This window comes from Streptomyces sp. NPDC004667, from assembly GCF_040609475.1.
In the GTDB taxonomy this organism is placed as follows: Bacteria; Actinomycetota; Actinomycetes; order Streptomycetales; family Streptomycetaceae; genus Streptomyces.
Genome location: NZ_JBEXKC010000016.1, coordinates 1 through 25,595 on the forward strand (window position 1 = coordinate 1; position 25,595 = coordinate 25,595).

The window sequence follows — 25,595 nt, forward strand, 5'->3', positions numbered from 1 at the left end:
GCCACGGGCTGCCCCGCCGCCCTCGCGCGGGCCGGGGCCGCCGTCCGGCGGGCCGAGAACACCGACGCGACCTGGACCGGCCCCACCACCGGGCCCGCGGCGGTACCCGGCAAGACCCTCGTCTACGTCGCCCAGACCATGACCAACCCCGGGGTCGCGGGCGTCGCGAAGGGCATCGGGGAAGCCGCGGACGCCATCGGCTGGAAGGTCCGGGTGATCGACGGCGGAGGCACTCCCGCAGGGATCCAGGCGGCCTTCAGCCAGGCCGTCACCCTCAAGCCCTCGGGCATCGTCATCGGCGGCTTCGACCCCGCACTGACCTCCCAGCAGGTGGCGCAGGCGCGGGCCGCGCACATTCCGCTCGTCGGCTGGCACGCGGTGGGCTCCCCCGGCCCGAACGAGAGCGCCGGCCTCTTCACCAACGTCACCACGAAGGTGGAGGACGTGGCCCGGATCAGCGCCGACTGGATCATCGCCCGCTCCCGCGGCAACGGCGGGGTCGTCGTCTTCACCGACGACTCGATCCCCTTCGCCCGGAACAAGGCCGAACTGATCAAGAAGCAGCTCGCCGGCTGTCCCGGCGTACGGCTCCTGGCGTACGAGAACATCCCCATCCCCGACGCCGGAAGCCGCACCCCCCAGGAGGTCTCCTCCCTCCTGGCCCGCTTCGGGGACCGGTGGACGGATTCCGTCGCCATCAACGACCTCTACTTCTCGGACGCCGCCCCGGCACTGCGCGCGGCCGGCGCACCGGGTTCGGGGCCGCCCTTCAACATCGGCGCGGGCGACGGCGACCCCTCCGCGTTCCAGCGGATCAACAGCGGGCAGTTCCAGGCGGCCACCGTCCCCGAGCCGCTGTCCCAGCAGGGCTGGCAGATCGTCGACGAGTTCAACCGCGCCTTCGCCGGCCGGCCCGCCAGCGGGTACGTCGCCCCCGTCCACATCGCCACCGCCGCCAACAGCCGTGGCCTCACGTCCTGGGACCCGGCCGGCTACCGCGAGGCGTACCGGCGGATCTGGGCCCCTTCCGGTTCGTGACCGGGGCCCCTCCCCGTCCGCCCGCGCCCGCGCGGGGGGCGCAAGGCCGCAATGTTCGGGGAACGTACGGATGGCGGCGCGCCCGCCGGGCGGCCGGGGCTCCGCGGTTAGCATCGGCGGGGTTCGCCGCGCGTGAGGGGAAGTGATGACGGAGTCCAGGGGCCTCGTGCTGGTCGTCGAGGACGAGCGGCACATCGCCGACGTGCAACGGCTCTACCTGGCGCGGGAGGGCTTCGGCGTGCACGTCGAGGCCGACGGGACCGCCGGGCTCGCCGCCGCGCGGCGGATGCACCCGGTGGCGATCGTGCTGGACATCGGCCTGCCGGGGCTGGACGGCATCGCCTTCTGCAAGGCCCTGCGGGACGCCGGCGACTGGACGCCGGTCCTGCTGGTCACCGCGCGCGGCGAGGAGGCCGACCGGATCCTCGGCCTCGAACTGGGCGCCGACGACTACCTGACGAAGCCGTTCTCGCCGCGCGAGCTGGTCGCCCGGGTCAAGACGGTCCTGCGCAGGGCGGCCGGGCCGCCGGGCCGGCCGGCCGGGACCGTGGGCCGGCTCAGCCTGGATCCGGTCAGCCGCACCGTCCTCCGCGACGGCGAACCCGTCGACCTCACCACCACCGAGTTCAACCTGCTGGCGCACCTGTTCCGGCACCCGGGGCAGGTCTTCACCCGGGAACAGCTGCTGGCGCGGGTGTGGGGGTACCCCGGCTACCGCGACACCCGGATGGTCGACGTGTTCGTGTCCCAGTTGCGCGCCAAGCTGGGGGACGCGAGCCCGATCCGCACGGTCCGCGGCGTCGGCTACAGCGCGACGGACCCCCGGACGTGACCCGGCCCCGCCGCGGCTCGCTGGCCCGCAACATCGTGGTGCTGACCACCGCGGTGGCCGCGCTCGCGGTGGCGCTGACGGGGCTGGTCGCCTGGCAGAGCGCCGCGCACGCTTCCGAGCGGCGCGAGCGCGACCAGCTGGCGCGGCAGGCCACGGTGCTCGGCCGGCTGCCCGTCCTGTCGGAGGCCCTGTTCAACGGAGCCCAGGCGCTGGGCGGGCCGAACGGGGTGGAGCTCGCGGTGGTCTCCGCCGACGGGAGGGTCGGCGGCGGCGCCACCCCGGCCGTGGGCCTGGCCGTGAAGGCGGCCCTGCTCGCCGGCGAACCCGTCTCCACCACCGCCGTCCTCGGCGGTCAGGACGTGCTGCTGGTGGGGCGGCCGGGCGTGGGCGGCGGCGCGGTCGTCCTCACCGAGCCGTACGCGGTCGTCACGCGGAACACGAACGAGATCCGGCGCAGCGTGATCGTGCCGCTGGTCGTCGGCATGCTCGGCGCGGCTCTGGCCGGAGCCCTCATGGCGCGCCGCATCGCCCGTCCGCTCGTGAAGGCCGCGCGGGTCGCGCACCGGCTGGCCGACGGCGAGCGGGGCGTACCGGCCCCGGTCGACGGGCCGCGGGAGACGCAGGACATCGGGCGCGCCCTCAACGTCCTGGACGCGGCTCTGGCGCGCAGCGAGAACCGGCAGCGGGAGTTCCTGCTGTCGGTCTCCCACGACCTGCGGACCCCGCTGACCGCGCTCCAGGGGTACGCCGAGGCGCTGGCCGACGGCCTGATCGAGCCGGAGCGGCTGCCCGAGGTCGGGGGCGTCCTGGCCGGCGAGACGCGCCGGCTGGACCGGTTCCTGGCGGACCTGCTGGACCTTGCCCGGCTGGAGGCGGACGGGTTCCGCCTGGAGGTGGCCCCGGCCGACCTGGGCGCGGTCGTCGCCGAGGCCGCCACCTTCTGGGCCGGGCCCGGCGCGCGCGCCGGGGTCGAGCTGCGGGTGGAGCGGCCGGAGCCGCCCGTCGTCGTGGAGACGGACGCCTTCCGGGTCCGGCAGCTGGTCGACGGGCTCGTGCAGAACGCCCTGCGGGTGACGCCCGGGGGCGCGCCCGTGGTCCTCGCCGTGCGGGCGGCCCCGGGCGGCGGGGCCGAGGTGCAGGTCCGCGACGGCGGCCCCGGCCTGACCGAGGACGACGTACGCGTCGCCTTCGACAGCGGGGCCCTCCATGCGCGCTACCGGGACACCCGCCCGGTCGGCAGCGGCCTGGGGCTGGCCCTCGCCCACCGGCTGACCGGCCGTCTCGGGGGCACCCTCCGGGCCGACGGTCACGGCCCGGAGGGCGGCGCCTGCTTCACGGTCGCCCTCCCGCGAACGCCCGGCCCGGCCTGAGGCCCGGACCGGCCTGAGGCCCGCCGCGGCGGTGCGTCGGCGCCCGTGCGCGCCGTCCTTGGTCCCGGCGGCGCGCGCGGGCCCGTACGTTCCCCGAACAATGCGCCAATGATCCCCTTACCCGGGCCCCGCACCGTGGGACCCATGAACACCGCACCGTCCGGCGGGCCCGGACTCCTGCACCGCAGCGGGCGCTGGTGCGCCCGGCACGCCTGGCGGATCGTCGCCCTGTGGGTCCTGCTCCTGGCCGGCCTCGCGTCCGCCGACCACGCCTGGGGCGGCACCTTCGCGGACGGCTTCTCCCTGCCCGGCACCGGCGCCCAGACCGGCGCCGACCTGATCGAGGCGCACACCACCGGCGCCGGGGGCACGGCGGCCCCCCTCGTGCTCCACACCGCGAGCGGTACGGTCGCCGCCCACCGGGAGGCGGTCGCGGCGGCCGTGGCCGGCCTGGACCGGCTCCCGGACGTCCTGTCGGTGGCCGACCCGCTGAGCACGCCCGGGGCGGTCTCCCCGCGCGGCGACACCGCCCGGGTGACGGTCCGCTTCGACGGCAACCCGGCGGGCTTCGACCCCTCCTACCTGGCCCGGGTCGACGCGGCCGTGGAGCCGCTGCGCGCGGACGGCGTCACCGTCGAGTACGGGGAGCCCCTCGGGCAACTGGCCGCGGCCGGATCCGCCGACCGCGTCTCGGAGGGCATCGGGCTGGCCGTCGCCGTAGTGGTGCTGCTGGTCGGCTTCGGCAGCGTGGCCGCGGCCGGGCTGCCGCTGCTGACGGCCGTACTGGGCCTGGCCGTGGGTCTCGGCGCCCTCGGCCTGCTCGCCGGGCCGTTCGACTTCGCCCGGGCGTCCCCGACGCTGGCCGCGATGATGGGCCTCGGCGTGGGCGTCGACTACGCCCTCTTCCTGACCACCCGCTACCGGGCCCTGCTGCACGCCGGGGCGGAACCGGCCGACGCGGTCGGGCGTACGGTCGCCACCAGCGGCCGTGCCGTCCTGGTCGCGGCGGCCACGGTGGCCATGGCGCTGGGCGGGCTGTGCGTGTCCGGCGTGGGCTTCATCGGGACCCTCGGCGTCGCCGCGGGGATCGGCGTGGTCGTGGCCGCCGCCGCGTCGGTGACGCTGACGCCCGCGCTGCTGGGTCTGCTCGGCCGCCGCGTCGACCGGCTCCACGTGCGCACACCGGTCGCCGAGCCCGCCGGGGAGTCCGACGTCTGGCACCGCTGGGCCCTCCGGGTCGCCCGGCGCCCCCGGGTCTTCCTGGCCGCCGGTCTGCTCCTGCTCGGCGTCCTCGCCCTCCCGGCGGCGTCCATGCGGCCGGGGCACGTCGACGCCGGGGCGCAGTCCACCGCCAGAACGGACCGCCGGGCGTACGACCTGATCACCGAGGGTTTCGGTGCCGGCGCCAACGGCCCGCTCACGATCGTCGTCCAGCTCGACAGCGGCCGGGTCGCCGACCCGGCCCGCCGCGAGGACCTGGCGGCCTCGCTCGGGCGGCGGCTGGCGGCCGTACCGGGCGTGGCCTCCGTGACGGCCCCGGTCGCCGGCCCCGACGGGGCCCTGCTGCTGTCCACGGTCACCCCCGCCACCGGACCGCGGGACCCGGCGACCGCCCGGCTGATCCACACCCTGCGGGACGAGACCGTCCCGCGGGCCCTGACGGGCACCGGTGCCACCGGCTACGTCACCGGCACCGCCGCCGCCACCCAGACCTTCACCGACACCCTGGCGGGCGCGCTGCCCCGGATCGTCGGCGTGGTGGCCGTGGCCGCGTTCCTCCTGCTGCTCACCGTCTTCCGCAGCCCGCTGATCGCCCTCAAGGCGGCCGTGCTCAACCTGTTCTCGATCGCGGCCGCCTACGGGGTGGTGGTCGCGGTGTTCCAGTGGGGCTGGGGCGGGGCGCTGTTCGGGGTGGCCGAGCCGGTGCCCGTCGAGTCGTACGTGCCGGTGATGATGTTCGCGATCGTCTTCGGGCTGTCGATGGACTACGAGGTCTTCCTGCTCGCCCGGATCCGCGAGGTCTGGCTGCACCGGCGCGACAACCACCTGGCCGTGGCCACCGGTCTCGCCGCCACGGCCCGGGTCATCACCTGCGCGGCGCTGATCATGACCAGTGTCTTCCTGGCGTTCCTGCTCTCCACGAACGTCGCCGTCAAGATGCTGGCCCTGGGCCTGGGGGTGAGCGTCGTCCTCGACGCCACCGTGGTCCGCCTGCTCCTGGTGCCGGCGTCCATGTACCTCTTCGGGCGCGCCAACTGGTGGCTCCCCGACCGGCTGGACCGGCTCCTGCCCCGGCTCGACCCGGAGGGCCCCGCCCCGGCGCCCGCCCCCGAGACCACCTTGGAAGCCGTCCCCGCAGCCGCTCCCGCACCCCTTCCCGGAGACCGACGATGAAGCGCGTCCCCCTCGCCGGGACCCGGGCGGCCCTGCGCCGCCACCTGCTCCTCACCGTCACGTGCGCCGTGGCCGCGGTGGCCGTCGCCGCGACCGGTGCGGCCGAGTCCGCGGCCGGCGCCGTGATCCGCCACCGTGTCGCGAAGGCGGCCCCGGGACTCGGTGACGCCCTCACGGTCGGCGTCGGTGGCGACTGGGCCCTGTGGGACCTGGCGCACGGGAGCATCCCCCGGCTCGACGTCGGCAGTGACGACGCCCGCGTGGGCCGCCTGTCCGGGGTCCGCGTACGGGCCCGGCTCGACGACGTCCGCTTCGGCGGGCGGGCCACCGTCGGCGGCACACGGGCCGAGGTGACCGTCTCCCCGGGGGCGATCGCCGACGCGATCCGGGCCGCCGCGCCCGCGGTGACCGTGGCCTCGGTGACGGCCGATCCGGCGGCCGGCACGGTGCTCGCCGCCGTCGGCCCCGGCGGCGCGGGACGGCTGACGCTGCGTCCCGCCCTCGCGGACGGCAAGGTCACCCTCGCCGTAGACGGGCTCACCGTCTTCGGCCGCACCGTCCCCGCCGGCCGGCTCGGCCTGGACGGCCTCGGGCCGGGTCCGGACGCGCGCGCCGCCTACCCCCTCGGGCTCAGGGCCACCGCCGCCGAGGTCCGGGCCGACGGACTGCACGTGTCCCTGGAGGGCGGCCCCGGCCCCCTTCCCGCCGCCTGACGGCCCGGGGCGCGCCCGGACCCGCGCGGAGGGATGCTGGAGGGGAGAGGGACCCGGGGCGTGAGGAGGCACGTCATGACACACGCCGAACAGTGGCAGGTGGGCGTCTACCTGGACGAGGAGAGCGGCACGACCACGGCGCGCGCGGTGCTCGACAACGGGACGTCCATCATGACGGGCCGCGGCAAGGCGCGCTGCAACCCGCAGGACGTGGAGGTCGCCGCGATCGGTGACGAGCTGGCGGCGAGCCGGGCGATGCGCGACCTGGCCGGCCAGCTGATGCGCGCCGCCGACCGGGACCTGGCCGCGATGGGCGCGGTGCCCGAACGGCCGCGCACCGGCTACGGCTGGCCGGACGACGCACCGGGCAAGGGCTGACCCGAACACCCGGCCCCGTGGGAACGCGCCCGGCCCCGGACCGGAGCCGGGGCGCGCCCGCCGGGCCCGCGGACGACCGAAAGCGTGATCCCCATGACTGCAGCCGCCGAAGCCCACCGGCCGGTGACGGTGACGGCCGAACTGGACGCACCCCTGTCCCGCTGGATGTGGCTGGTGAAGTGGCTCCTCGCGATCCCCCACTGCATCGTGCTCGCCTTCCTGTGGATCGCCTTCTTCGGGGTGAGCGTGGTCGCCTTCTTCGCGATCCTCTTCACCGAGCGCTATCCGAGGGCCCTGTTCGACTTCAACCTCGGGGTGCTCCGCTGGTCCTGGCGGGTCTCCTACTACGCGTACGGGGCCCTCGGCACCGACCGGTACCCGCCCTTCAGCCTGGGCCCCGAACCGGACTACCCGGCACGGCTCGACATCGCCTACCCGCAGCACCTGTCCCGCGGGCTGGTGCTGGTGAAGTGGTGGCTGCTCGCCATCCCGCAGTACCTCGTGGCGGGCATCTTCACCGGCGCCCTGCACGGCGGCTGGTGCCCCGGCGGCCTCATCGGGCTCCTCGCGCTCATCGCGGTCGTCACCCTGGCCTTCACCGAGAAGTACCCGCGCGACCTGTTCGACCTGGTGATCGGGCTCAACCGCTGGGTGCTCCGCGTCACCGCCTACGCCACCCTCATGACGGACCGGTACCCGCCCTTCCGCCTCGACATGGGAGGCGAGGAGCGGCCCACCACGGGCTGACGGGCGTCCGTCCGGGGCCTGGGCGGGCATGAGACGCAGTTCACAGGGGGGTGCGGAGCGGCTCCGGGATTTCGCACGTCCTGCAGCGGCAGACAGAATTGTCACTCCCGTTACGCAGCGTGCCTTGAACGTCCAGGAGTTCCCATGCCGAGCCCCGCCCTCCGGGACCGTGCCCACACCTCCTCCACCGTGCTGCGGGAGCGTGCGGAGCCGCCGGCGAGGGCTCGGGCGCTGGTGAGACGGGCCGGGGCGGGAGCCGGGGGCACGGTGGTGATCCGGGGGGCCAGCGGCAGCGGACGCAGCTCCGCGCTGCGGGCCCTCGCCCGGGACACGGAGCGTCACGGGACGACGGTCCTCAGGGCCCGGTGTTCCCTCCAGGAGGCCGGGGTCGACTTCGGCGTGGTGCTGCAGCTGTTCGACGGTCTCGGTCCCTGCGAAGGCCCGCAGGACGTCGACGACTGGGGCGGGTCGTTGCACGGCGCCGACCTGCCGTCCCGACTGTGGAGCCTGCTGCGGTCACGGGCCGCGTCCGGGCCGGTGCTGCTCGCCGTGGACGACGTCCACCTGGCGGACGCGGTGTCACGCCGCTGGCTCGCCCAGGTGACGCGGCGTCTGGACCGGTTGCCGGTCGTGCTGGCGGTGACCGAACGGTGGCAGTACGACCTGGTGCTGCCGCGGCCCTCGTTCACCGACGCCTGCCGCGTTCCGGCCGACGAGATCTGCCTGCTGGCCCCGCTCGGTGCGGCGGCCGCCCGGACCCTCGTGCACTCCGTCCTCGGCGACGACGCGCCGCACACCCTGACCGAGGAGTGCGTCGGCGCCGTCGGCGGCAACCCGATGCTGCTGCACGCGCTCCTCACGGACCTGCGGGAGACGGCCGCCGGGGGCCCCCTCCCGGCCCGTCTGCCCGGGAGTTGCGCCGACCTGCGTCCCGGCGCGTTCACCTGCGCGGTGCTCCGCTGGCTGCACGACGCGGGCGCCGAGACCGCGGACGCCGTCCGGGCCTTCGCCGAGATCCAGGACGAGGACGACGCGCTGGCGCTGCTGGTCGCCGTGACCGATATCGACCCGTCCCGGGTGCGCGGCTGGACCGGCGAACTCACCCGTCAGGGGCTGCTGCGCGTCGACCCGCGCGGCGGCCGGCCGGTCTTCGCCCACCCGCTGCTGCACGAGGCCGTACGCGGCACGTGGGAACGGCACCGCCGCGCGGACGTGCGCCGACGCGCGGCCGAACTGCTGCACCACCGGGGCGATCCGGAGGAGGCGGTGGTGCGCCACCTGCTGCCGATACCCGCCGTGGGCGCTCCCTGGGCCGCCGACGCGCTGGCCGGCGCCGCGGCGAAGGCCGTCCGCGACGGGCGGGCCGACGAGGCGATCGTCTGCCTGCGCCGGGCGCTGCGCGAACCGCTGTCCGTCGTCCGCCGCAGCGAGGCCCTCATCCAGCTGGGCTGTCTGGAGGTACGGGACGAACGCGCCTGCGGAGTGCGCCACCTGGCGGAGGCCCTGCGTCTGCAACGCTCCGCCTCGGGGCGGGTCCGCGCCGCCACCGCGCTCGGTACGGCCCTGGTGGCCCGCGGCGAGGTCCACACCGCCCTGGACGTGCTGGCCGAACTCGCGGAGGGTTTCGCCGACTCGACCGACCTCGCACACGCGGTGCAGGCGGCGACCGCCCTGATCTCCTCGCACGACGGGGACAGTTGGCTGCGGGTGGTGGCCGGACTGCGCCGCATCGAGGAGCAGGCTCCCGACGGGATCGCCCCCACCGCCAGGGCCCTGCTCACCGAACACGGCGCGACGGCCGGCCGGTTGTCGGCGGCCGAGGTCATGGAGCGGGTCCGGTCGCTGACGCGGACCTCACTGGACCCGCTGCTCGAACCGTACCTCTACGCGTCGGCCGCCACGCTGGCCCAGTGGGCGGACGAACTGGCCGAGGCGGACCGGCTGGTGGCCCGGGGGCTCGTCGCCTGCCGGACGCCGAACCTGCTGCACCCCGGCCACCAGAGCCTGCTGAGCGTCGCCGCGGAGGCCGAGGTGATGCGCGGCCGGTACGCCGCGCTGCTGGCCGACACCGCGCTGTGGGACGTCCTGCCGGGCGACCTGGCCGCGCCCGGCACGGAGAACGCCCATCTGCGCGCCCAGGCGATCATCGCCCTGACCGAGACCGGGCGGCTCGCCGAAGCCCGCCGCCTCGCCTACGCCGTGACGGCCGGGGGCGCGCACGGCTCGTGGGAGTGGAACGAGTTCCTGTACGCGCGGGGTCTGCTGCACATGGCGTCGGACGAACCCGACCGCGCCCTCGCGGACCTCCTGGAGTGCGGCAGGCGCCAGTCCGCCAGGGAGGTGGAGAGCCCGATCGTCACCCCGTGGCGCTCCGCCGCCGCCGACTGCCACGTGGCGCTCGGGTCTCCGGAGCGGGCCGCCGTGCTGGCCCGGGACGAGCTCCGGCTGGCCCGCGCCTGGGGAACGCCCCGCGCGGTGGGCCGGGCGCTGCGCGCCCTGGGCGTGGCGCTCGGTGGCCGGCACGGGCTGGAACTGGTCGAGGAGGCGGTGGAGCTGCTGCGCGGCACGGCGGAGCCGCTGCCCGAGCTGCTGCCCGCCCTGGTGGCGCTCGGGCGGTCCCTGCAGGACTCGGGTCAGAGCCGGCGGGCCCGCGCGGTCTTCCGCGAGGCCGTCGAGCGGGCCGAACGGACGGGAGCCGTACGGATGAACCTCGTCGCGCGGGCGGCCCTGCGCGACTGCGGGGCCCGCCCCCGGCGGACGCGGCACACCGGAACCGCCGCGCTCACCTCCAGTGAGCGCCGGATCGCGCAACTGGCCGCGGCCGGCCACAGCAACGTCGAGATCGCCGAGTTGCTGCACCTGGCCGTGCGGACGGTGGAGACCCATCTGACGCACTGCTACCGCAAGCTCGGCATCCGCCGCGGGGACCTGGCCGTCGCCCTCGGCACGACCGGCTGAGCCGACCGGGCCCACTCGTCCGGCTGGACCGGCCGGACCGGCTGACGGCCGGACCGGCCGAACCGGCGTCGTGGTGATCAGGGGGAAACCCCACGACACCCACGAGCGTAGGAGCGGGCGGGCGCGGGGGGCAGTACGGGAAGGGCAGACCGGAGGGAAACCACCGCGCCCTTTCGTTGCCCGCGAGGGCGCCGGCTCTGCCCTCGTCGTCGGGGCGCGCGGGCGCGGGCCGCGGATAGCCTGCGATCCGGACGTGTCCGCACGGCGGTCGCAGCGCCTTCCCCGTGGTCGTGGTCCCGATCTCGTGGTCGACCACGATGGCCGCGCCCCGCCCGATGGGAAAGGGTGGGAGCCGGTCGTGGGAAAAGGAGTTCTTCACCGTGCTGCAGTTCGTCGACGACGTCCGTACCTCCCGCCGGGTGGCGGTCGCCCTTCACGCCCCGGACCCGATCACCCGGGCCGGAGCGATGAGCCACCTTCGCCAGTACCCGGAGATCGCGCTCGTGGACGACCCCCGGCAGGACGGCGCCGACGTCGCCGTGCTCATCGCCGACGCCTTCGACGAGACGGTCCTGTCGAGGCTGTCCCGGCTGGTGCGGGCCGAGAAGGTCGGGGTGGTGCTGGTCCTGGACCGGATCCGGGAGGCCGAACTGCTGGACGTCGTCGCGTGCGGGGTGACCACGATCCTGTGGCGCCGCGAGGCCACGGGGCCACGGCTGCACCAGGCCGTCCTCGCGGCCGAACGGGGCGGCTGCGAGCTGCCGCCCGATCTGCTGGCCCAGCTGATCGGCCACATGGGGCGGCTCCAGGACGGCAAGGCCGGCGGGCAGGGCACCGCCTCCGTCGCCCTGGGCATGGTGCCGCGGGAGGTCGACGTCCTGCGGCTGGTGGCCGACGGCATGGACACCGCGGAGATAGCGGTCGAGCTCGCGTACTCGGAGCGCACGGTCAAGAACATCCTGCACACCGTGACGACCCGCTTCCAACTGCGCAACCGCGCCCACGCCGTGGCCTACGCGCTGCGCGAGGGCTACATCTAGCCCCGTGCCCGGCGGGGTCCGCCGGCCGGGGGCGCCGTGAACCGGCCCCTGCCGTCGCGGGGTTCCGCGACGGCAGGGGCCGGGGAGCACCGGTCAGGTGCGGTACGCGTAGTACACCGCGTCCGGGTAGGACGCGATGAGGCTCGCGAGCGACTTCCGGTAGGTGTTCGTGGAGTGGTACGTGACGTAGGGCATGCCCGCGCTGCTGCGGTACGTCACCATCATGGAGTGGTCCTTGGACCCGTCCTTGTTGAAGTCCACCTGCACGATGTCACCGACGTCCGTCTGGTAGACGTTGGCCAGGTTGGCCGCCCGCTGGTTGGACAGCGTGAACCAGGCCCACTCGTTCGCGCCGACCCAGGAGTCGGACTGCTTGGCTCCGTCGTACCACCAGTTGCGGTAGTCCGAGGTGGAGCCCGGAACGGCCTTCCAGCCACCCGCCTTCAGCGCCTGGCTGATGAAGTTGGTGCAGTCACCACCCGCGCCGGAGAACTTCCGGTACGCCGGGTTGTAGTTGCTCCAGTACTTCTCGGCGTACTTCGCCATGGCGGCGTAGTCGTAGGCTCCGCCGGTCTTGGCCTTGGGCTTCGCCGGCGCCGGGTACTTGGTGGACGCGGGCGTGCCGTCCGGGTACTGGTTGCCGTCGTCCTTGACCACGTTCGCCTTGGCCGCCACGGGCTCGTTCACCGCGACCGGGCCGTTCTCCTGGGACTTGATCGAGTTCAGCTCCCAGGCACCGCCCTTCTTGCTGGTGAGCTTGAGCTCGTACCGGGTCCGGAAGTCGGTCGTCGCCGGCTCGTCCCCGCGCAGCTTCTTGTACGTGAGCACGGTCTGCTCGGTGACCTCGACGGTGGCCTTCCCGCCGGTGACCGTGGCCTTCTCCACGGTCACCTTGGTGTCGGCCTTCGTGTAGGCCTCACCGAGGTCCGCGAGCCGGGTCCGGCGGGACTTCAGCGACGAGAGTGCGGAGTCCTCGTCCTTCGCCAGCTGGGCCGACATGCGGCTCTTCGCGGCGTTACGCCCCGAATTGCGATGCCCTCCCTGGTCCTCGACCAGGGCATCGGAGCGCTGCGACAGCACGTCGCTCGCAAGGCGCCCGAAGGTGTCGACCGTCTTGCGGTCGGCTGCTTTGGGGCCGGATTCCGCGCTCGCGGAGGAAGCGAGCAGACCTGCGGTCACCACGCCCACGGTCAGGGCCGCGCCGGCGGCGAGCCTGAACCTCTTTGGTATCACTATTTTTCCCCTTGTCACCCGGTCCACTCGAACCGAGGGACGGAATTTTCGCACAACTTGACGACCCCTTCGTTCCATTCCGTTTGTGCGGCCGGACCCACGGCACGTTTCCCTACTCACCCGTACGGAAACGGACACGTTCGGTCGCTGGGCGACCCCACAGCAAGTGCCTCTAGGGTGTGGGGCAAGAGCAGCAGAAAGGGCATGCGCAGTGGGCAGGCAGGAAAAGGCCGGAAGCGGCCGATCGCGGGACAGAAGGGTGGTTCCGGACAACGGCGGTGGCGCCCCCTCGGGCCGTCGCGGAAGTTCCGGTTCCCGTCGCAAGCCCCGCGCGACGGCCCGTCGGCGCATCACCCTCCCCCCGGCGCTCGTCGCCGCCGCCACCTCCGCCGCCACCAGGGCCGTGGCCGCGGCGCGCCCGTGGCTGCGGCGCCTGCGCCCCGCCTACCCGAGGCCCGGCCGCACCGGCTGGCGGCGCTGGGCCCCCTCGTGGCGCCAGTGGCTGGGCGCGTGCCTCTACGCCTTCACAGGCATGGTCGGCTTCGTCGCGATCGCGTACGCCACGACGGACATACCCGACGACCTCAACTCCTTCGCCAAGCAGCAGGACAACATCTACTACTGGGCCGACGGCTCCACGATGGCCAGGACGGGCTGGGTCAGCCGGCAGGAGATGCCGCTCGACAAGGTGCCCCCGAAGGTCCAGGGAGCCGTCCTCGCGGCCGAGAACGCCAGCTTCTACTCGGACCCCGGAGTCTCCCCCTCCGGCGTCCTGCGCGCCGTACGCGCCGCCGTGACGGGGGGCGAGACCCAGGGCGGGTCGACCATCACCCAGCAGTACGTGAAGAACGCCTACCTGAGCCAGGAACGCACCCTCTCGCGGAAGTTCACCGAGCTCCTGCTCGCGGTGAAGCTGGACAACCAGAAGCCCAAGAAGCAGATCCTCCAGGACTACCTCAACACCAGCTGGTTCGGCCGCGGCACCTACGGCATCCAGCGCGCCTCCCAGGCCTACTACGGCAAGGACGTCTCCCAGCTCAACGCCAGCGAGGGCGCCTTCCTCGCCTCGCTCCTCAAGGGAGCCGGCCTGTTCGACCCGGCCCTCGGCAAGGAGAACCGCGAGCGGGCCGTCGAACGGTGGAGCTGGATCCTGGACCGGATGGTCGCGACCGGGCAGATATCGGCCGCCGAGCGCGCCACGTACAAGACCTTCCCCGAGCCCTCGGGCACCTCCCTCTCCGGCACCCCCGGCGCGCAGACCGGCTACCTGGTGGAGCTGGCCAAGCAGTACGCGGTCAAGTCCGGCCACATCAAGGACTCCGACTTCGACCTCGGCGGCTACCAGGTCTACACCACCTTCGACCAGTCCCGGATGACGGCACTGACCGCCGCCGTGCAGAACGCCCAGAAGGGCTTCGACGCGGAGAAGCGCCCCGACACCGACAAGCACGCGAAGATCGGCGCGGCGAGCGTCGCCCCCGACGGGCGCCTGCTCGCCGTGTACGGAGGCCCCGACTACCTCAAGCAGGGCTTCAACGAGTCGAACGCGACGACGATCCCGGCCGGCTCGGCCTTCACCCCCCTCGTGTACGCCGCCGGGCTCGAAGAGGGGGTGCTGCGCACGCGCGGCAAGGCCCGTACGCCCCTCTCCCCCACCGCCACCTACGACGGCAACGACCAGGTCACCGTGCAGACGCCCGAGGGCCCCTACTGGGACCGCAGCGGCAAGGTGGTCAAGGGGCGCAACGACGGGGGGCGCAACTGGGGCCAGGTGACCCTGCGCCAGGCCGTCGCCGACTCGGTCAACACCCCCATGCTGCAGCTCGGCCTCGACGTCGGCCTCGACCGGGCGGAGGCGTTCGCCGAGCGCTCGGGGCTGCTCGCGTCGAGCCTGGGCCCGCGGATCCCCACCTTCGCCCTCGGGGAGAACTCGACGCCCAGCGCGATCCGCATGGCCGGCGCCTACGAGACCTTCGCCGCGGACGGCATGCACACCGACCCGTACTCGGTGCGCTCGGTCAGCCGCAACGGCGCCGCCGTGCCGATCGACCCCCCGAAGCCGGTCCGGGCGATGTCCGCCAAGACGGCGCGCACGGTGACGGAGGCCCTGCGGGACGCCGTCACGGAGGGGTCCGCGAAGACGGCGGGCAAGACCCGCCCCGGCGCCGCCGGCAAGACGGGCACGACGGCCGCGAACACGGCGGGCTGGTTCGTGGCCAACACCGGGCAGGAGTCCACGGCGGTCGTGGTCTACCGGATGTCGCTGACCGACCTGATTCCGCTTCCGCTGACCGGGCTGGGCGGTGACGCGCCCGGCACTCCCGGCAGCGAGCGCGCGGTGCGGCTCTGGGCCGACTACGTCAAGGCAGTGAAGTAGCCGGGCGGGCGGCGCACCACGCGCCGCCCGCCCGTGACCCGCCCCGCGACGTGCCTCGCTACTTGATCAGCTTCTTCCAGTCCGGCGCCTGCGCCGGGTCGAGCATCCGCAGCTGGGCCAGGACCTTCGGGTCCTGGACGTCGAGCCAGTCCGACAGCTCGCGGAACGACACGCAGCGGACCTCCTGGCGCGGGCAGACGTCCCTCATGACGTCCTCGACGGCCTTCATGTAGATGCCGCCGTTCCAGTCCTCGAAGTGGTTGCCGATGAACATGGGCGCCCGGCTGCCGTTGTAGACCCGGTTGAAGCCGTTGAGGTACGACATCCGGGTCTGCGTCTGCCAGGCCGCGAACTTCGTCGGGTCTCCCTGGGTGGCGTCACCGGACTGGTTGTAGAGGAAGTTGAAGTCCATGGAGAGGACCTGCGCCTCCTTGCCCTGCAGCGGCACGAGCTGGAGGGGAAAGTTCCATATGCCCTGCAGCTTGGACGGCCACATCTGGAAGTCCCCGGAGGAGCTCGCGTCGTAGCGCCAGCCGTACGGCTTGATCGCGGTCAGCAGGTTCTTCTGGCCCTCCAGGCAGGGGGCCCGGCCGCCGACCATCTCCCGGTCCGGGTCGAAGGGCAGGGGCGCCTCCTTGGTGAACCCGGTGTTGGTCTTCCAGTTCTTCATGAAGGAGTACTGCTGGTCGATCTCGCTCTTCCACTCGTCGACGCTCCAGTCCCCGCCGCCCTTGGGACCGCAGAAGTGCCCGTTGAAGTGCGAGCCGATCTCGTCGCCGTCGGCCCAGGCACCGCGCAGCTGCTCCAGCGTGGTCCTCACGTGCGGGACGGTCGGGTACGAGATCGCGGAGGCGCCCTGGGCGTGCTGCGGCGGCCGGTAGAGCATCTTCTTGGCGTCCGGCAGCAGGTAGATGCCCGTGAGGAAGAAGGTCATGTGGGCGTTGCTGTCCTTGGCCACCTGACGGAAGTGCGAGAAGAGGTGGTCGTCGCCCTCCAGCGCGCCGTCCCAGGAGAAGACCACGAACTGCGGCGGCTTCTCGCCCGGCTTCAGCTTCTCGGGCTTGAGCTGGCCCGGCTGCGGCCCCGTGTTCGAGGTGGAGCCGTCCCCCAGGACCTTCACCTTGCCGTCCCAGGGCTCCTCCGGCCCCTTCACCCCGTTCGAGGGGGCCGGGGCCGCGAAGTTCGCGTCGCGGCCGGTGGAGCCCGCCGAGCCGCTCAGGGTGAAGGCGTACGCGGCCGCGCCGCCCAGGGCGACCACGGCGGCGCCGATCCCCAGGCGCTTGCGGTTCTGCGCCTTGCGGCGCTCCTTGCGCTCCTTACGGGCACTGCGGGACTCCGCACCCGTCTGCGGAGCGAGGTCGGTCTCGGCCATCGCTGTCGTATCCCCCCTGATCACCGCAGCAGGGCCGCGCATGGATGGTTCGTACGAATATAGAACTTGTCGGCACAGCTCCCGCACCCATGTCCGTCAACGACGTCGCTTCACAGCCAACCCACAGCCCCCGACCGCACCGCGGGGCCCCGCCGGGGGGATCCGCCGGGCCCCGCCCACCCGCGCGGGCGGGGATCGCCCCCGGGTCCGCGGACATGGCCGGTACCGACCGTTCCCCCTCCGGTTCCGCCCCGGGCCATGCCATGATGCGCGCCGGCGGAGCGGCCCCGGCGCCCTCGTCCGTCACCCTCCGGACCAGCCCCTGCCCGCCGCCCCCGCCCGCTCAGGACACGAGGGTCTGCTCGGCCAGCTCGGTCAGCCGTACGGTGCACAGGCCACCGCGTTCGGTCCGGACGTCCGTCACCTTGAGCTGCGTGCCCGGCGAGAGGATGAACTCCTCCTCGGCCGTGAACGCGGAAAACTCGCGGATGCCCACCGCCCGCAGGGGGACCACCTCGAAGAGCGTCCGCTTGCCGCGGCCCCCGAGGAAGGCCTTGGCCACACCGAGCTCGGGCGTGCAGGAGGACACCCCCCACCAGGTCACCGTGCGGCCGAGCGGGTACTGCGCGCGCAGGTCGAGCGACACCCCGCGCCACAGCGGCTCCGTGCGGACGGGAAGCCGCGACACGGCCGAGAACAAAAGGCGCAGGTAGGGGAGGTACGGGACGACCCTGGACCGGTCCGGGGTGCGCAGGACGGCGTTGATCTCCCGGTAGAAGGCCGACTCGCAGGTGTAGAGGTGGAGGGCGGCGATCGCGTCGGCGGACAGACCGCCGGGCGACGCTTGCGCCCGTCGCCCGGCGAACTCGTGGGACAGCCGGAGGTGCCGGTCGAGGGAGGGCAGCAGCTCGGCGACCGGGGCGAGTGCCTCGTGGAAGCCCATGAGCGGGGTGTCGAAGACACCGGTGAGGGCGGGGAGGACGAGTCCCTCGTCCTTGACCCCCGCGAGCCGGTCCAGGTAGAGCTGGTGCAGCTCCATCGTGGACGTGATGAAGGCGCCCATGCGCGCGGCGACGCCGCCCTCGCCATCGGTCCCGCCGGACGTGGCCGCGGCCTCGTTCCACCCCTCGCTCGGCAGCCAGTCGACCGGGACGGCACCGACCGACGCGAGCGCCTCGTTCACCACGGCGAAGTGGTCGCCCTCGCAGAAGACGTCGCCCTGGGCCGCGGGGTTGGAGTGGTCGATGTGACGGACCTCGACCTCCGGGTACTTCTCCTGGAGGCGCAGGACGGCCTTCTTCAGGCTGCGGGCGTGGGCGCCCCACCACGCGAAGACGACTCCGCGGTCCTCCTCGTCGGCGTTCTGTTTGGCCCGGAGGATCTCCTCGACGATCCCCTCGGCGACCGGGCGCCAGAAGGCGGTGTGGCGGTCGGTTCCCGTCGCCCCGTCGGCGTCGGCGGTGAGCGCGGCGTTCAGCAGCAGCACGCCCTGCGTGAGCATGGCCTGGAACCACTCCGGCGGCTGGACGGTGTCCCGTTCCCGGAGGAGTGCGCGGACGTCGGCGATGGGGGTCTTCTTCGGGATGCCGTACTTCCACATCGCCGCCGCCTTGATGATGCAGCGCATGCTGACGACCCGGCCGAAGCGGCTGTCCTTCCAGTCGTGGAAGGTGTTGTCGAACATGGCTATGCCGGTGGCGCTCTCCGGCCGCGGGTACGGGTTCTGGCCGAAGACCACCACCTTCCACTTGTGCGGCGGGTGGGGCTTGAGCGCCTGGAAGGTGAGTTCGCGGACGGGAACGACCTGCGGGTCGCGGCCCGGTCCGATGAAGCCGGCCGCGTCGGGCTGCGCCTCGATGACCGGCTTCAGGAGCGGGAGCCACGGTTCGCCACCGCCTTCGAACAGTTCGGCGAGGGCCAGCGGGTCGTCGGTGTCGGGTGCGGCCGGGGCGTTGTCGTCGCGCATGGTGAAGTCACTCCGGATGAGAGAAGCCTGCTGGGGAGGGGTGGCGGCAGGCTAACAACGGCCCCTGACAGTGGCCCCTCACAGGGGTTCCGACCGTGACGGTACGTCACTGCGCGCTTCCGCAGCGGGCGTTGTCAGTGGGGGGCGCTAACGTCGTGAGCAGTGGAGAAACCGTATCCCGATGGGAGTGGACCATGACCGTGGACCGAGCGCAGTCGTCGCTCAGGGTGGTGTTGACCGACCTCAACGCCGAAGTGGTGGAGGCGTGGCGCGCGGCCTTCGCCGGCACACCGGGCGTCGAGATCCGCTCGGGCTCGATCCTCGACGAGGTGGTCGACGCGTGGGTCAGTCCGACCAATTCCCGGGGCCAGATGGACGGCGGGGTCGACGCGGCCGTCAAGCGGCACCTGGGGGCGGGCATCCAGTTGCGCGTGCAGCGGGCCATCCGCGACGGGTTCGGGGGCAGCCTGCCGGTGGGCAGCGCGGTGTGCGTGCCCTCCGGGGCGGTCAATCCGAGGTTCCTGATCTCGACGCCGACGATGGAGACGTCCTCGCAGGACGTGAGCGAGACCCTCAATGTGGCCCTGGCCTGTGCCGCCGCGTTCCAGGCGGTCCACCGGCAGAACGAGCTGGCGCCCGGCAGCATCCGGTCGGTGGCTCTCGTCGGCATGGGTGCCCGGACCGGCCGGGTCCCGGCCGGGGTGTGCGCCAACCTGATGTGGACCGGCCACACCCTCTTCAACGACCACTCCTTCGCGGACTACGAGGACCTGCGCCGCACCGTGATCGCACAGCTCGACGACATCGAGAACGCTCCGGCCGGGGAGCCCATACGCATCACGCCGCCCCGGGGCCCGGCCCGGCGCCCCTGACGGCCGCTGACCGCCTCTGACCGCCTCTGACCGCCCGCCGAGGCGGCCGGGGACGCGCGGAGTCGCCGGGCGAGGGACAATGGGCACACCTCTGGAGGACGGGGGCGGTGCCATGGACGGCCCTGAGCTTTCCCGGCGGGAGCTGGAGATTCTCAACGGCATCGAGCAGGAGCTGCGCACCGAGCAGCTCCTGGACCGCCGGTTGCGCACCCTGCACCGCGGGCTGCGTCCCTGGTCCTCGGCCCGGGACTGGCCCCGGCAGCATTGGCTCGGCGCGTGCACCGCCGTTTTCGGCCTGGTCTGCGCGGTGTTCTTCGTCCGCGCCGTGGCCACCTCCTCCCCCGCCCAGATCTGGGCCTTCTCCGCCCTCTGGGTGGTCACCCTGGTCGGCCTGCTGCTGCTCGTGATCCGCTGGTGCCGCAGAGTGGCCGCCACGGCGGAGAGGGCGAAGAAGGGCTGACGCGGGGACCGGCCCCGATCAACGGACCGGGACCACTGCGGATGCCGTGAACAGGTCCGGCGATCATCCCGGCGAAGGAGCCGGTGGGGGGCCGTCCCTGGACCACGTCCCTGCGGCGCCGCGCCGGACCGGCAGGGCGCCGAAGGAGCCGGACCGCTGCCGGGCGGGGGCACCCGGGCCGGCGGACCCTGCGCTCACTCCTCGAACGAGCCGTGCCGCCCCGCGCCGGCCGCGAACCGGTCGGCGCCGGACCGGGTCTCTCCGGCCCGGAGCGGGACGATCCCGTGCCGGTACTCGGCGGCGAGTGCGTCCCTCTCGCCCAGACCGTGCTGGTCGAGGACCGAGAGGCGGTCGTGGCGCAGGCACAGCTGGGGAAAGCCCGCGATCCGGCGGGCCAGTTCCTCCGCCTCCGGGCGGGAGCGGCCCGGCGGGACGATCCGGTTGGCCAGCCCCATGCCGAGGGCCTCGGCCGCGCCGACCGGCCGGCCGGTGAGGATGAGGTCCATCGCCCGGCTCTCCCCGATGAGCCTCGGCAGCCGCACCGTGCCGCCGTCGACGAGCGGTACGCCCCAGCGCCGGCAGAACACCCCGAAGACCGCGTCCTCCTCCACGACCCGAAGGTCGCACCACAGGGCCAGCTCCAGGCCACCGGCGACCGCATGGCCCGCGACGGCCGCGATGACCGGCTTGCCCAGCCGCATCCGCGTGGGGCCCATCGGGCCGTCGCCGTCCGGGAGGACCCGGTTGCCGCGCCCGGTGCCGACGGCCTTGAGATCGGCGCCCGCGCAGAACGTGCCGCCCTCGCCCCACAGCACGGCGACGGCCGCGTCCTCGTCGGCCTCGAACTCCCGGAAGGCATCGGCCAGTCGGGCAGCCGTCGGGCCGTCGACGGCATTGCGCGCCTCCGGCCTGGCGATGACCACCGTGAACACCGGCCCGTCCCGCTCGATCCGCACGGTCGCCTTCTCGTCCACCCCGCACCCCTCCCACGGACACTGATGATGGGTGATCGTGCCACAGCGAAAGGCCCCGGTCTCCATGAGGAGGCCGGGGCCTTGATCGAGCGCTGGGCAGGCCTTGCACCTGCATTCCCCCACGGGAAGTGGGGTGTCTTTCCTTGGACCACCAACGCCGGTCTCACGACCGAGGTTCTCGGCCGCAGGAACAGTGCCAACAATACACCGGATCGCACACCGTCAGACACCGCCCGGAGCAGCACCGTTGCCACCCGGACGGGTGAGGCCCGCGCGCGCCGGGGCGAGCTGCCGAGCCCGGCACAACGGGGGGACGGGCCCGGGGCGGCGCCCTCGTCAGGTGGTCATCGGGCGGCTCCGGGCGGGTCGTCGTCGGGGTGCAGGCCGAGCATGTCCAGGAGCAGGAGGAGTTCGGCGGGGTCGGTGGCGTGGGCGGCGACCGTGCGGCGGGCGGCCGCGCGGTCGTCTCCGGCACCGCCCGGGGCCAGGAGGGACGGGTCGTCACAGCCGAAAGGATCCTTCATGCCCTCGATGCGACCAGCCCGGCCGCCGGAACGCAGCCGGGCCTGCTCCACCCGGCCCCGTCGCCGACGGCCCGCTCCGGGGCCGTCGCGGCGGGCCCGCGTCTCGCCCCGGGCCTTGAACCTGACACCTATGTGAGGTTCTACGGTGCCCGCATGGACCAGACGCAGCAGATCCCCTCCGCATCCCCGCTCTTCGCCCCCGCCCGGCTCGGCGGCCTGGAGCTCCCCAGCCGACTGGTGATGGCGCCGCTCACCCGCACCCGCGCCGGGGCCGACGGGGTCCCGGGCGAGCTCATGGCCACCCACTACGCGCAGCGCGCCTCGGCCGGTCTGATCATCGCCGAGGCCACGACGCCGAACGCGGTCGGCCAGTCCTACCCGCACATCCCCGGCATCCACACCCCGGCACAGATCGCCGGCTGGCGGCGGGTCACCGACGCCGTGCACGCGGCCGGCGGGCGCCTGTTCCTCCAGCTCCAGCACGGCGGCCGGGTCGGCCACCCCGACACCAGCGGACACGTCCCGCTCGCCCCGTCCCCGGTGCCGCTGCCGGAGCCGCTGCACACCCCGAGCGGCTTCCAGGACGCCGTCGTGCCCCGCGCGATGACGGAGCGGGACATCGGGTCCACGATCGCGGACTTCGCGACGGCCGCCCGCAACGCCGTCTCGGCCGGCTTCGCGGGGGTGGAGGTGCACTCCGCCAACGGCCACCTGCTCCACCAGTTCCTCTCGCAGAACACCAACCTCCGCACCGACGGGTGGGGCGGTTCCGTCGAAGGGCGGATCCGGTTCACCGTGGAGGTGGTGCGGGCCGTCGTCGAGGCCGTCGGCCCGGAGCGGGTCGGCGTCCGCGTCTCGCCCGGGGCGACCGTCAACGGTGCGCAGGAGGGCGACACCCAGGAGCTCTACCCCGCCCTGCTCAAGGCCCTGGCGGACCTCGATCCCGTCTACCTGCACCAGATCTCCGCGGACCCGGACGAGCCCCTCTTCGCGGAGATCCGCCGGACCTGGGCGGGCACACTGGTCGCCAACCCCGCGCTCACGCGCGAGGAGGTCGCGGCCGACGGGGGCCTGCGGCGGGCCGAACGCCTGCTCGCGGAGGGTGCGGACCTGGTCTCGCTGGGACGGGGCTTCATCGCCAACCCCGATTTCGCGGAGCGCCTGCGCACGGGCGCCCCGCTCAACGAACTGCGTCCCGAGTTCCTGATGCACGTGCACGGGGCCGAGGGCTACAACGACTACCCCGCGCTGGAGCGGACCGCGACGGCCCGGTGACGGCCCGGAGTGCCTGCGGACCGGCGCCTGGTCCGGTGGCTCCGGGGTCAGGCCTCCGGTTCCGCCGCGGAGATGAAGGAGAGGGGCGAACCCGGATCCCGCTCGACTTCGAGGTCGCCCAGGGTGACGATGCCGACGAGGCCGCCGTCCTCGCCCACCACCGGCAGCCGGCGCAGGGCGTGTCGCCGCATGACCTCGACGGCCCGGTCGACGAGTTCGTCGCGCCCGATCGTGACCGGTTCGGTGCTGCAGATCGCGCCGACCGTCGTCTCGACGGGGTTCCGTGCCTCCGCGAGCGCCCGGACGACGATGTCACGGTCCGTGACGATGCCGCGGAGCCGGCCCCCGTCGAGGACCAGCACGTCCCCGATGGAGGCGTCCCGCATCACCCGCGCGGCCTCCGCCAGTGACGTCTGCCGGTCCACGGTCACCGGATTCCCGGTCATCACCTCGTGCACTCGACGGGTCATCGGACCTCCCGCTGCTGGTACCGGCCCCTGTGCCGGGCGCCTACCCTCCCGCGCTCGGGGTAAGCACGGCGCCGGGGGACGTCAGGGGAGTTCGGGGACGAAGGGGAGGTAGTCCGTCTCCAGGGTGGAGGGGACCACCACGTAGCTGGCCTCGGGGAGCTCGTTCCACACGCCGTGCAGGTCCCCCAAGGGCTCGGAGACCACGATGCGGGTCGCGTCGGAGATCTCGCTGAGGTACTCGATCTCCGGGTGGAGGTGGCGGACCGTATCGGCGCGGCTGCTGTAGAACAGCGTCCGGGAGGCGCCCTGGCTGGAGTACCGGAAGGCCCAGACCCGCTCGCCGTCACTGACCGCCACCGTCATCTGGAGCGGTTCGGGCACGCCGTGCTCCTTGCCGAGGCGTTCCACCAGCCCGGCCATCCTGGCCACCGCGCCCGGGGGGTCCTGGTCGAGGCCGAAGGTGACCGCGAGGTAGAACATCACCTCGGAGTCGGTGGACCCCTCGATGCACGGGAAGAGCGCCGGGTCGACCGCCATGCAGAGGTCCCTCTGCAGCCGCTGGAAGTCCGCGATGGCCCCGTTGTGCATCCACATCCAGCGGCCGTGCCGGAACGGGTGGCAGTTGGTCTGCTGTACGGCCGAGCCCGTGGAGGCCCGTACGTGCGCGAAGAACAGCGGCGATCGGACGTGGGCGGCCAGCTCACGCAGGTTGCGGTTGTTCCAGGCCGGCGCGACGTCCCGGAAGATGGCCGGCGTGCCGTCTCCGGCCCGGTCCGCGCTGTACCAGCCGATGCCGAAGCCGTCCCCGTTGGTCGCTTCGGCGCCCATGCGGGCGTACAGGCTCTGGTTGATCAGGGAGTGCTCCGGCCGGTAGAGCACGGCATCGAGCACCATGGGCGAACCCGAGTAGGCGAGCCAGCGGCACATGCGCACCATCCCCTTCCGCGGCATGATCCGAGCCTAACTCCGTGACGGCGATCCGCCCTGCGGTGGGCCGTCACCGCAGGTGGGCGCGCCGGGACGCCCCGTTGCCGCGGCCCGCGGCCGGTCGCCGCGCGCCCGGGACCGCCTACCGTGCGGGCGGCGACCCGGGAGCGGACCGGCCGGGCCCGGCCCCGCGTACTGGGGCGGGCCCGGCCGGGTCGGGCGCGGGGCCTGCTAGTCCTTCTTGCCCCGGAGGCTGTCGGCGGCGCCGCGGGCCCGTTCCTCCGTCTTGGACATGGCCTCCTTCGCCTTCCCCTTGGCCTGGTCCATCTTGCCTTCGCCCTGCATCCGCTCGTTGCCGGTGATCTTCCCGGCCGTTTCCTTGGCCTTGCCCTTGGCCTGGTCCATCTTGCCCTTGTCGGCCATGCGAACTCCTTGACATGTGGGTCGGTCCAACGCCTGCCAAATTATGCGAGAACCGGACATGTCGCATGGCGAGCGCGGCCCGCCCCCGTACGGGCCGCGCCCCCGTGCACGAGAAGCCGGAGGTCAGCTCCCGTTCGCGTCCCCGCCGTCGCGGCGCCTGCGGTTGCGCCGGCCGAGCGTCCCCGCCAGGGCGATCAAGCCCCCCGTGAGCGCTCCGGACACGAGGACGCGCAGCAGGTTCTCCATCGGGTACTCCCCTCTCCGTCAGGTCCACCGGCCCCTGGGCCGGTGCCTGATCCGTGCTCCGAACGGGGACACTAGCGGCGTACCGGCGGCCTGGCTTGGACGAATTTGACCTCGCCCCTCACAGTGCGAGCGCCCCCTCCGTCACCCGGGCCGCCGCCATCCGGCCGGGGGTGGTCCCGGCCAGCGCGCGGAACTCGCGGTTGAGGTGCGCCTGGTCGTAGAAGCCGCAGGCGGCGGTCACGTCCGTGGGGTTCACGCCGTCGCGGGTCAGCAGCCGCACGGCCCGGTGGAAGCGCAGCACCCGGGCGGAGGTCTTGGGGGTCAGGCCGACCTGTTCGGTGAACCGGCGCACCAGGTGGCCCTGGCTCCAGCCCACTTCGGCCGCGATCCGGCCGACGGGGGTCGCCCCGCCGGCGCGGGTCAGCAGCCGCCAGGCGTGGACGACCTCGGGCGCGGGGTGCGGCCCGCGGTCGAGCCGGGCCGTCAGCGCGGCGTCCAGCAGGTCGAAGCGGGATCCCCAGTCCCGGGTGGCCGCCAGCCGCTCCACCAGGAGGGTGGCCCCGGGGCCGAGGACGTCGGACAGTTCGACCACCCGGTTGGTCAGCTCGCCCATCGGCACGGCGAACAGCCGGAAGGCGCCCAGCGGGGTCAGTTCCAGCCGGATCGCCTCCTGGCCGCCGGGGTGGTCGCACACGCGGGGCCCGTCCTCCAGCCCGGCGACGAGCGAGCCGGTCACCGGGCCGGGCGGGCCCGTGTCCCCCAGCCGCCGGATGCGGGTGAACGGCTCGGCGAGGCTGAGGACCACGACGGCCCGGCCCGTGGGCACCAGCCGCACCCGGTAGGGGGATGCCGTCGCCTCCCAGTAGCCGGCGTAGCTGTGCACGAAGGGGCGCAGCGCGGCGGGCCACGGCCGCGTCACCCGCCACCGGCCGCCGACCCTGGTGACGTCGACTCCCCGACCGGTCGTGCACGGTCCCGCCTTCGCGATCACCGGCATGTGCCCCTC

At 73.8% G+C, this 25,595-nt stretch carries 23 protein-coding genes; 13 read left to right on the forward strand and 10 right to left on the reverse strand.

Annotated elements, in window-relative coordinates; all coding sequences use genetic code 11:
* The 9 genes from ABZW32_RS11770 to ABZW32_RS11810 all read left to right on the forward strand — a co-directional run.
* Window positions 1-1,038: substrate-binding domain-containing protein (locus tag ABZW32_RS11770; protein WP_356214373.1), on the forward strand; the 1,038-nt coding region annotated here is incomplete at its 5' end.
* A 145-nt stretch (window positions 1,039-1,183) separates the two neighbouring features.
* Complete coding sequence (locus tag ABZW32_RS11775; RefSeq protein WP_356214375.1) at window positions 1,184-1,870, forward strand: response regulator transcription factor; 687 nt, start codon at window positions 1,184-1,186, stop codon at window positions 1,868-1,870.
* On the forward strand, window positions 1,867-3,240 hold the full coding sequence (locus tag ABZW32_RS11780) for a HAMP domain-containing sensor histidine kinase (protein WP_356214377.1): 1,374 nt from the start codon (window positions 1,867-1,869) through the stop codon (window positions 3,238-3,240). The genes ABZW32_RS11775 and ABZW32_RS11780 overlap by 4 nt, the downstream gene beginning before the upstream one ends.
* Window positions 3,241-3,384: 144 nt before the next feature.
* Entirely contained in the window at window positions 3,385-5,634 is a 2,250-nt protein-coding gene (locus ABZW32_RS11785; protein ID WP_356214379.1) for an MMPL family transporter, read from the forward strand.
* Window positions 5,631-6,347, forward strand: a complete 717-nt coding sequence (locus tag ABZW32_RS11790) for an LmeA family phospholipid-binding protein (protein ID WP_356214381.1) — start codon at window positions 5,631-5,633, stop codon at window positions 6,345-6,347. The genes ABZW32_RS11785 and ABZW32_RS11790 overlap by 4 nt, the downstream gene beginning before the upstream one ends.
* A gap of 75 nt (window positions 6,348-6,422) precedes the next feature.
* On the forward strand, window positions 6,423-6,725 hold the full coding sequence (locus ABZW32_RS11795; protein WP_356214383.1) for a DUF1876 domain-containing protein: 303 nt from the start codon (window positions 6,423-6,425) through the stop codon (window positions 6,723-6,725).
* 93 nt (window positions 6,726-6,818) lie between these two features.
* Window positions 6,819-7,472, forward strand: a complete 654-nt coding sequence (locus tag ABZW32_RS11800) for a DUF4389 domain-containing protein (protein WP_356214385.1) — start codon at window positions 6,819-6,821, stop codon at window positions 7,470-7,472.
* A gap of 144 nt (window positions 7,473-7,616) precedes the next feature.
* Window positions 7,617-10,430: an AAA family ATPase gene (locus ABZW32_RS11805; protein ID WP_356214387.1), complete on the forward strand. Its 2,814-nt coding sequence runs from the start codon at window positions 7,617-7,619 to the stop codon at window positions 10,428-10,430.
* Between the two features lie 380 nt (window positions 10,431-10,810).
* A complete protein-coding gene (locus ABZW32_RS11810; RefSeq protein WP_356214389.1) occupies window positions 10,811-11,470 on the forward strand; it encodes a LuxR C-terminal-related transcriptional regulator in 660 nt (219 codons plus the stop codon).
* Between the two features lie 93 nt (window positions 11,471-11,563).
* Here the strand turns inward: ABZW32_RS11810 and ABZW32_RS11815 are convergent, their stop codons facing one another.
* Window positions 11,564-12,703 carry an amidase domain-containing protein gene (locus ABZW32_RS11815; RefSeq protein ID WP_356214391.1) on the reverse strand — a complete coding sequence of 380 codons (1,140 nt, stop codon included), beginning with the start codon at window positions 12,701-12,703 and terminating at the stop codon, window positions 11,564-11,566.
* Between the two features lie 259 nt (window positions 12,704-12,962).
* Between ABZW32_RS11815 and ABZW32_RS11820 the strand changes: the two genes are divergently transcribed.
* Entirely contained in the window at window positions 12,963-15,080 is a 2,118-nt protein-coding gene (locus tag ABZW32_RS11820; RefSeq protein ID WP_356214393.1) for a transglycosylase domain-containing protein, read from the forward strand.
* Between the two features lie 58 nt (window positions 15,081-15,138).
* Here ABZW32_RS11820 and ABZW32_RS11825 read toward each other — a convergent pair whose 3' ends face one another.
* Window positions 15,139-16,452 (reverse strand): hypothetical protein, encoded by a 1,314-nt coding sequence (locus tag ABZW32_RS11825; protein ID WP_356214395.1) that lies wholly within the window; start codon window positions 16,450-16,452, stop codon window positions 15,139-15,141.
* Window positions 16,453-16,795: 343 nt separating this feature from the next.
* Window positions 16,796-18,418: an ADP-ribosyltransferase domain-containing protein gene (locus ABZW32_RS11830; RefSeq protein ID WP_356214397.1), complete on the reverse strand. Its 1,623-nt coding sequence runs from the start codon at window positions 18,416-18,418 to the stop codon at window positions 16,796-16,798.
* 194 nt (window positions 18,419-18,612) lie between these two features.
* On the opposite strand from ABZW32_RS11830, the gene ABZW32_RS11835 reads away from it, so the two are divergent.
* Window positions 18,613-19,290: a macro domain-containing protein gene (locus tag ABZW32_RS11835; RefSeq protein WP_356214399.1), complete on the forward strand. Its 678-nt coding sequence runs from the start codon at window positions 18,613-18,615 to the stop codon at window positions 19,288-19,290.
* Between the two features lie 112 nt (window positions 19,291-19,402).
* On the forward strand, window positions 19,403-19,750 hold the full coding sequence (locus ABZW32_RS11840; protein ID WP_356214401.1) for a hypothetical protein: 348 nt from the start codon (window positions 19,403-19,405) through the stop codon (window positions 19,748-19,750).
* Between the two features lie 194 nt (window positions 19,751-19,944).
* Here the strand turns inward: ABZW32_RS11840 and ABZW32_RS11845 are convergent, their stop codons facing one another.
* Window positions 19,945-20,724 carry a crotonase/enoyl-CoA hydratase family protein gene (locus tag ABZW32_RS11845; protein WP_356214403.1) on the reverse strand — a complete coding sequence of 260 codons (780 nt, stop codon included), beginning with the start codon at window positions 20,722-20,724 and terminating at the stop codon, window positions 19,945-19,947.
* Window positions 20,725-21,068: 344 nt separating this feature from the next.
* Window positions 21,069-21,248, reverse strand: a complete 180-nt coding sequence (locus ABZW32_RS11850) for a hypothetical protein (RefSeq protein WP_266845971.1) — start codon at window positions 21,246-21,248, stop codon at window positions 21,069-21,071.
* 153 nt (window positions 21,249-21,401) lie between these two features.
* Here ABZW32_RS11850 and ABZW32_RS11855 point away from each other — a divergent pair, with 153 nt between their 5' ends.
* Complete coding sequence (locus ABZW32_RS11855) at window positions 21,402-22,523, forward strand: alkene reductase (RefSeq protein ID WP_356214405.1); 1,122 nt, start codon at window positions 21,402-21,404, stop codon at window positions 22,521-22,523.
* A 47-nt stretch (window positions 22,524-22,570) separates the two neighbouring features.
* On the opposite strand, the gene ABZW32_RS11860 is transcribed toward ABZW32_RS11855, so the two are convergent.
* The 5 genes from ABZW32_RS11860 to ABZW32_RS11880 all read right to left on the reverse strand — a co-directional run bounded on the left by ABZW32_RS11860 (window position 22,571) and on the right by ABZW32_RS11880 (window position 25,586).
* The gene (locus tag ABZW32_RS11860; RefSeq protein WP_356214407.1) at window positions 22,571-22,993 is read right to left on the reverse strand and encodes a CBS domain-containing protein; all 423 of its coding nucleotides are present in this window, start codon (window positions 22,991-22,993) and stop codon (window positions 22,571-22,573) included.
* A gap of 81 nt (window positions 22,994-23,074) precedes the next feature.
* Window positions 23,075-23,920, reverse strand: coding sequence for a class II glutamine amidotransferase (locus ABZW32_RS11865; protein WP_356214582.1), 846 nt, complete (start codon window positions 23,918-23,920; stop codon window positions 23,075-23,077).
* A gap of 231 nt (window positions 23,921-24,151) precedes the next feature.
* The gene (locus ABZW32_RS11870; RefSeq protein WP_356214409.1) at window positions 24,152-24,343 is read right to left on the reverse strand and encodes a CsbD family protein; all 192 of its coding nucleotides are present in this window, start codon (window positions 24,341-24,343) and stop codon (window positions 24,152-24,154) included.
* A 123-nt stretch (window positions 24,344-24,466) separates the two neighbouring features.
* Window positions 24,467-24,589 carry a hypothetical protein gene (locus ABZW32_RS11875; protein ID WP_356214411.1) on the reverse strand — a complete coding sequence of 41 codons (123 nt, stop codon included), beginning with the start codon at window positions 24,587-24,589 and terminating at the stop codon, window positions 24,467-24,469.
* A 118-nt stretch (window positions 24,590-24,707) separates the two neighbouring features.
* Window positions 24,708-25,586: an AraC family transcriptional regulator gene (locus ABZW32_RS11880; protein ID WP_356214413.1), complete on the reverse strand. Its 879-nt coding sequence runs from the start codon at window positions 25,584-25,586 to the stop codon at window positions 24,708-24,710.
* Window positions 25,587-25,595: the final 9 nt, after the last annotated feature.

What these genes read in the sequence shown, in the direction of transcription:
- ABZW32_RS11775 (WP_356214375.1), top strand. Translation starts at nt 1,184, where the DNA reads ATGACGGAGTCCAGGGGCCTCGTGCTGGTCGTCGAGGACGAGCGGCAC.
- ABZW32_RS11785 (WP_356214379.1), top strand. Translation starts at nt 3,385, where the DNA reads ATGAACACCGCACCGTCCGGCGGGCCCGGACTCCTGCACCGCAGCGGG.
- ABZW32_RS11790 (WP_356214381.1), top strand. Translation starts at nt 5,631, where the DNA reads ATGAAGCGCGTCCCCCTCGCCGGGACCCGGGCGGCCCTGCGCCGCCAC.
- ABZW32_RS11795 (WP_356214383.1), top strand. Translation starts at nt 6,423, where the DNA reads ATGACACACGCCGAACAGTGGCAGGTGGGCGTCTACCTGGACGAGGAG.
- ABZW32_RS11800 (WP_356214385.1), top strand. Translation starts at nt 6,819, where the DNA reads ATGACTGCAGCCGCCGAAGCCCACCGGCCGGTGACGGTGACGGCCGAA.
- ABZW32_RS11805 (WP_356214387.1), top strand. Translation starts at nt 7,617, where the DNA reads ATGCCGAGCCCCGCCCTCCGGGACCGTGCCCACACCTCCTCCACCGTG.
- ABZW32_RS11825 (WP_356214395.1), bottom strand. Translation starts at nt 16,452, where the DNA reads ATGGCCGAGACCGACCTCGCTCCGCAGACGGGTGCGGAGTCCCGCAGT.
- ABZW32_RS11830 (WP_356214397.1), bottom strand. Translation starts at nt 18,418, where the DNA reads ATGCGCGACGACAACGCCCCGGCCGCACCCGACACCGACGACCCGCTG.
- ABZW32_RS11835 (WP_356214399.1), top strand. Translation starts at nt 18,613, where the DNA reads ATGACCGTGGACCGAGCGCAGTCGTCGCTCAGGGTGGTGTTGACCGAC.
- ABZW32_RS11840 (WP_356214401.1), top strand. Translation starts at nt 19,403, where the DNA reads ATGGACGGCCCTGAGCTTTCCCGGCGGGAGCTGGAGATTCTCAACGGC.
- ABZW32_RS11850 (WP_266845971.1), bottom strand. Translation starts at nt 21,248, where the DNA reads ATGAAGGATCCTTTCGGCTGTGACGACCCGTCCCTCCTGGCCCCGGGC.
- ABZW32_RS11855 (WP_356214405.1), top strand. Translation starts at nt 21,402, where the DNA reads ATGGACCAGACGCAGCAGATCCCCTCCGCATCCCCGCTCTTCGCCCCC.
- ABZW32_RS11860 (WP_356214407.1), bottom strand. Translation starts at nt 22,993, where the DNA reads ATGACCCGTCGAGTGCACGAGGTGATGACCGGGAATCCGGTGACCGTG.
- ABZW32_RS11865 (WP_356214582.1), bottom strand. Translation starts at nt 23,920, where the DNA reads ATGTGCCGCTGGCTCGCCTACTCGGGTTCGCCCATGGTGCTCGATGCC.
- ABZW32_RS11870 (WP_356214409.1), bottom strand. Translation starts at nt 24,343, where the DNA reads ATGGCCGACAAGGGCAAGATGGACCAGGCCAAGGGCAAGGCCAAGGAA.
- ABZW32_RS11875 (WP_356214411.1), bottom strand. Translation starts at nt 24,589, where the DNA reads ATGGAGAACCTGCTGCGCGTCCTCGTGTCCGGAGCGCTCACGGGGGGC.
- ABZW32_RS11880 (WP_356214413.1), bottom strand. Translation starts at nt 25,586, where the DNA reads ATGCCGGTGATCGCGAAGGCGGGACCGTGCACGACCGGTCGGGGAGTC.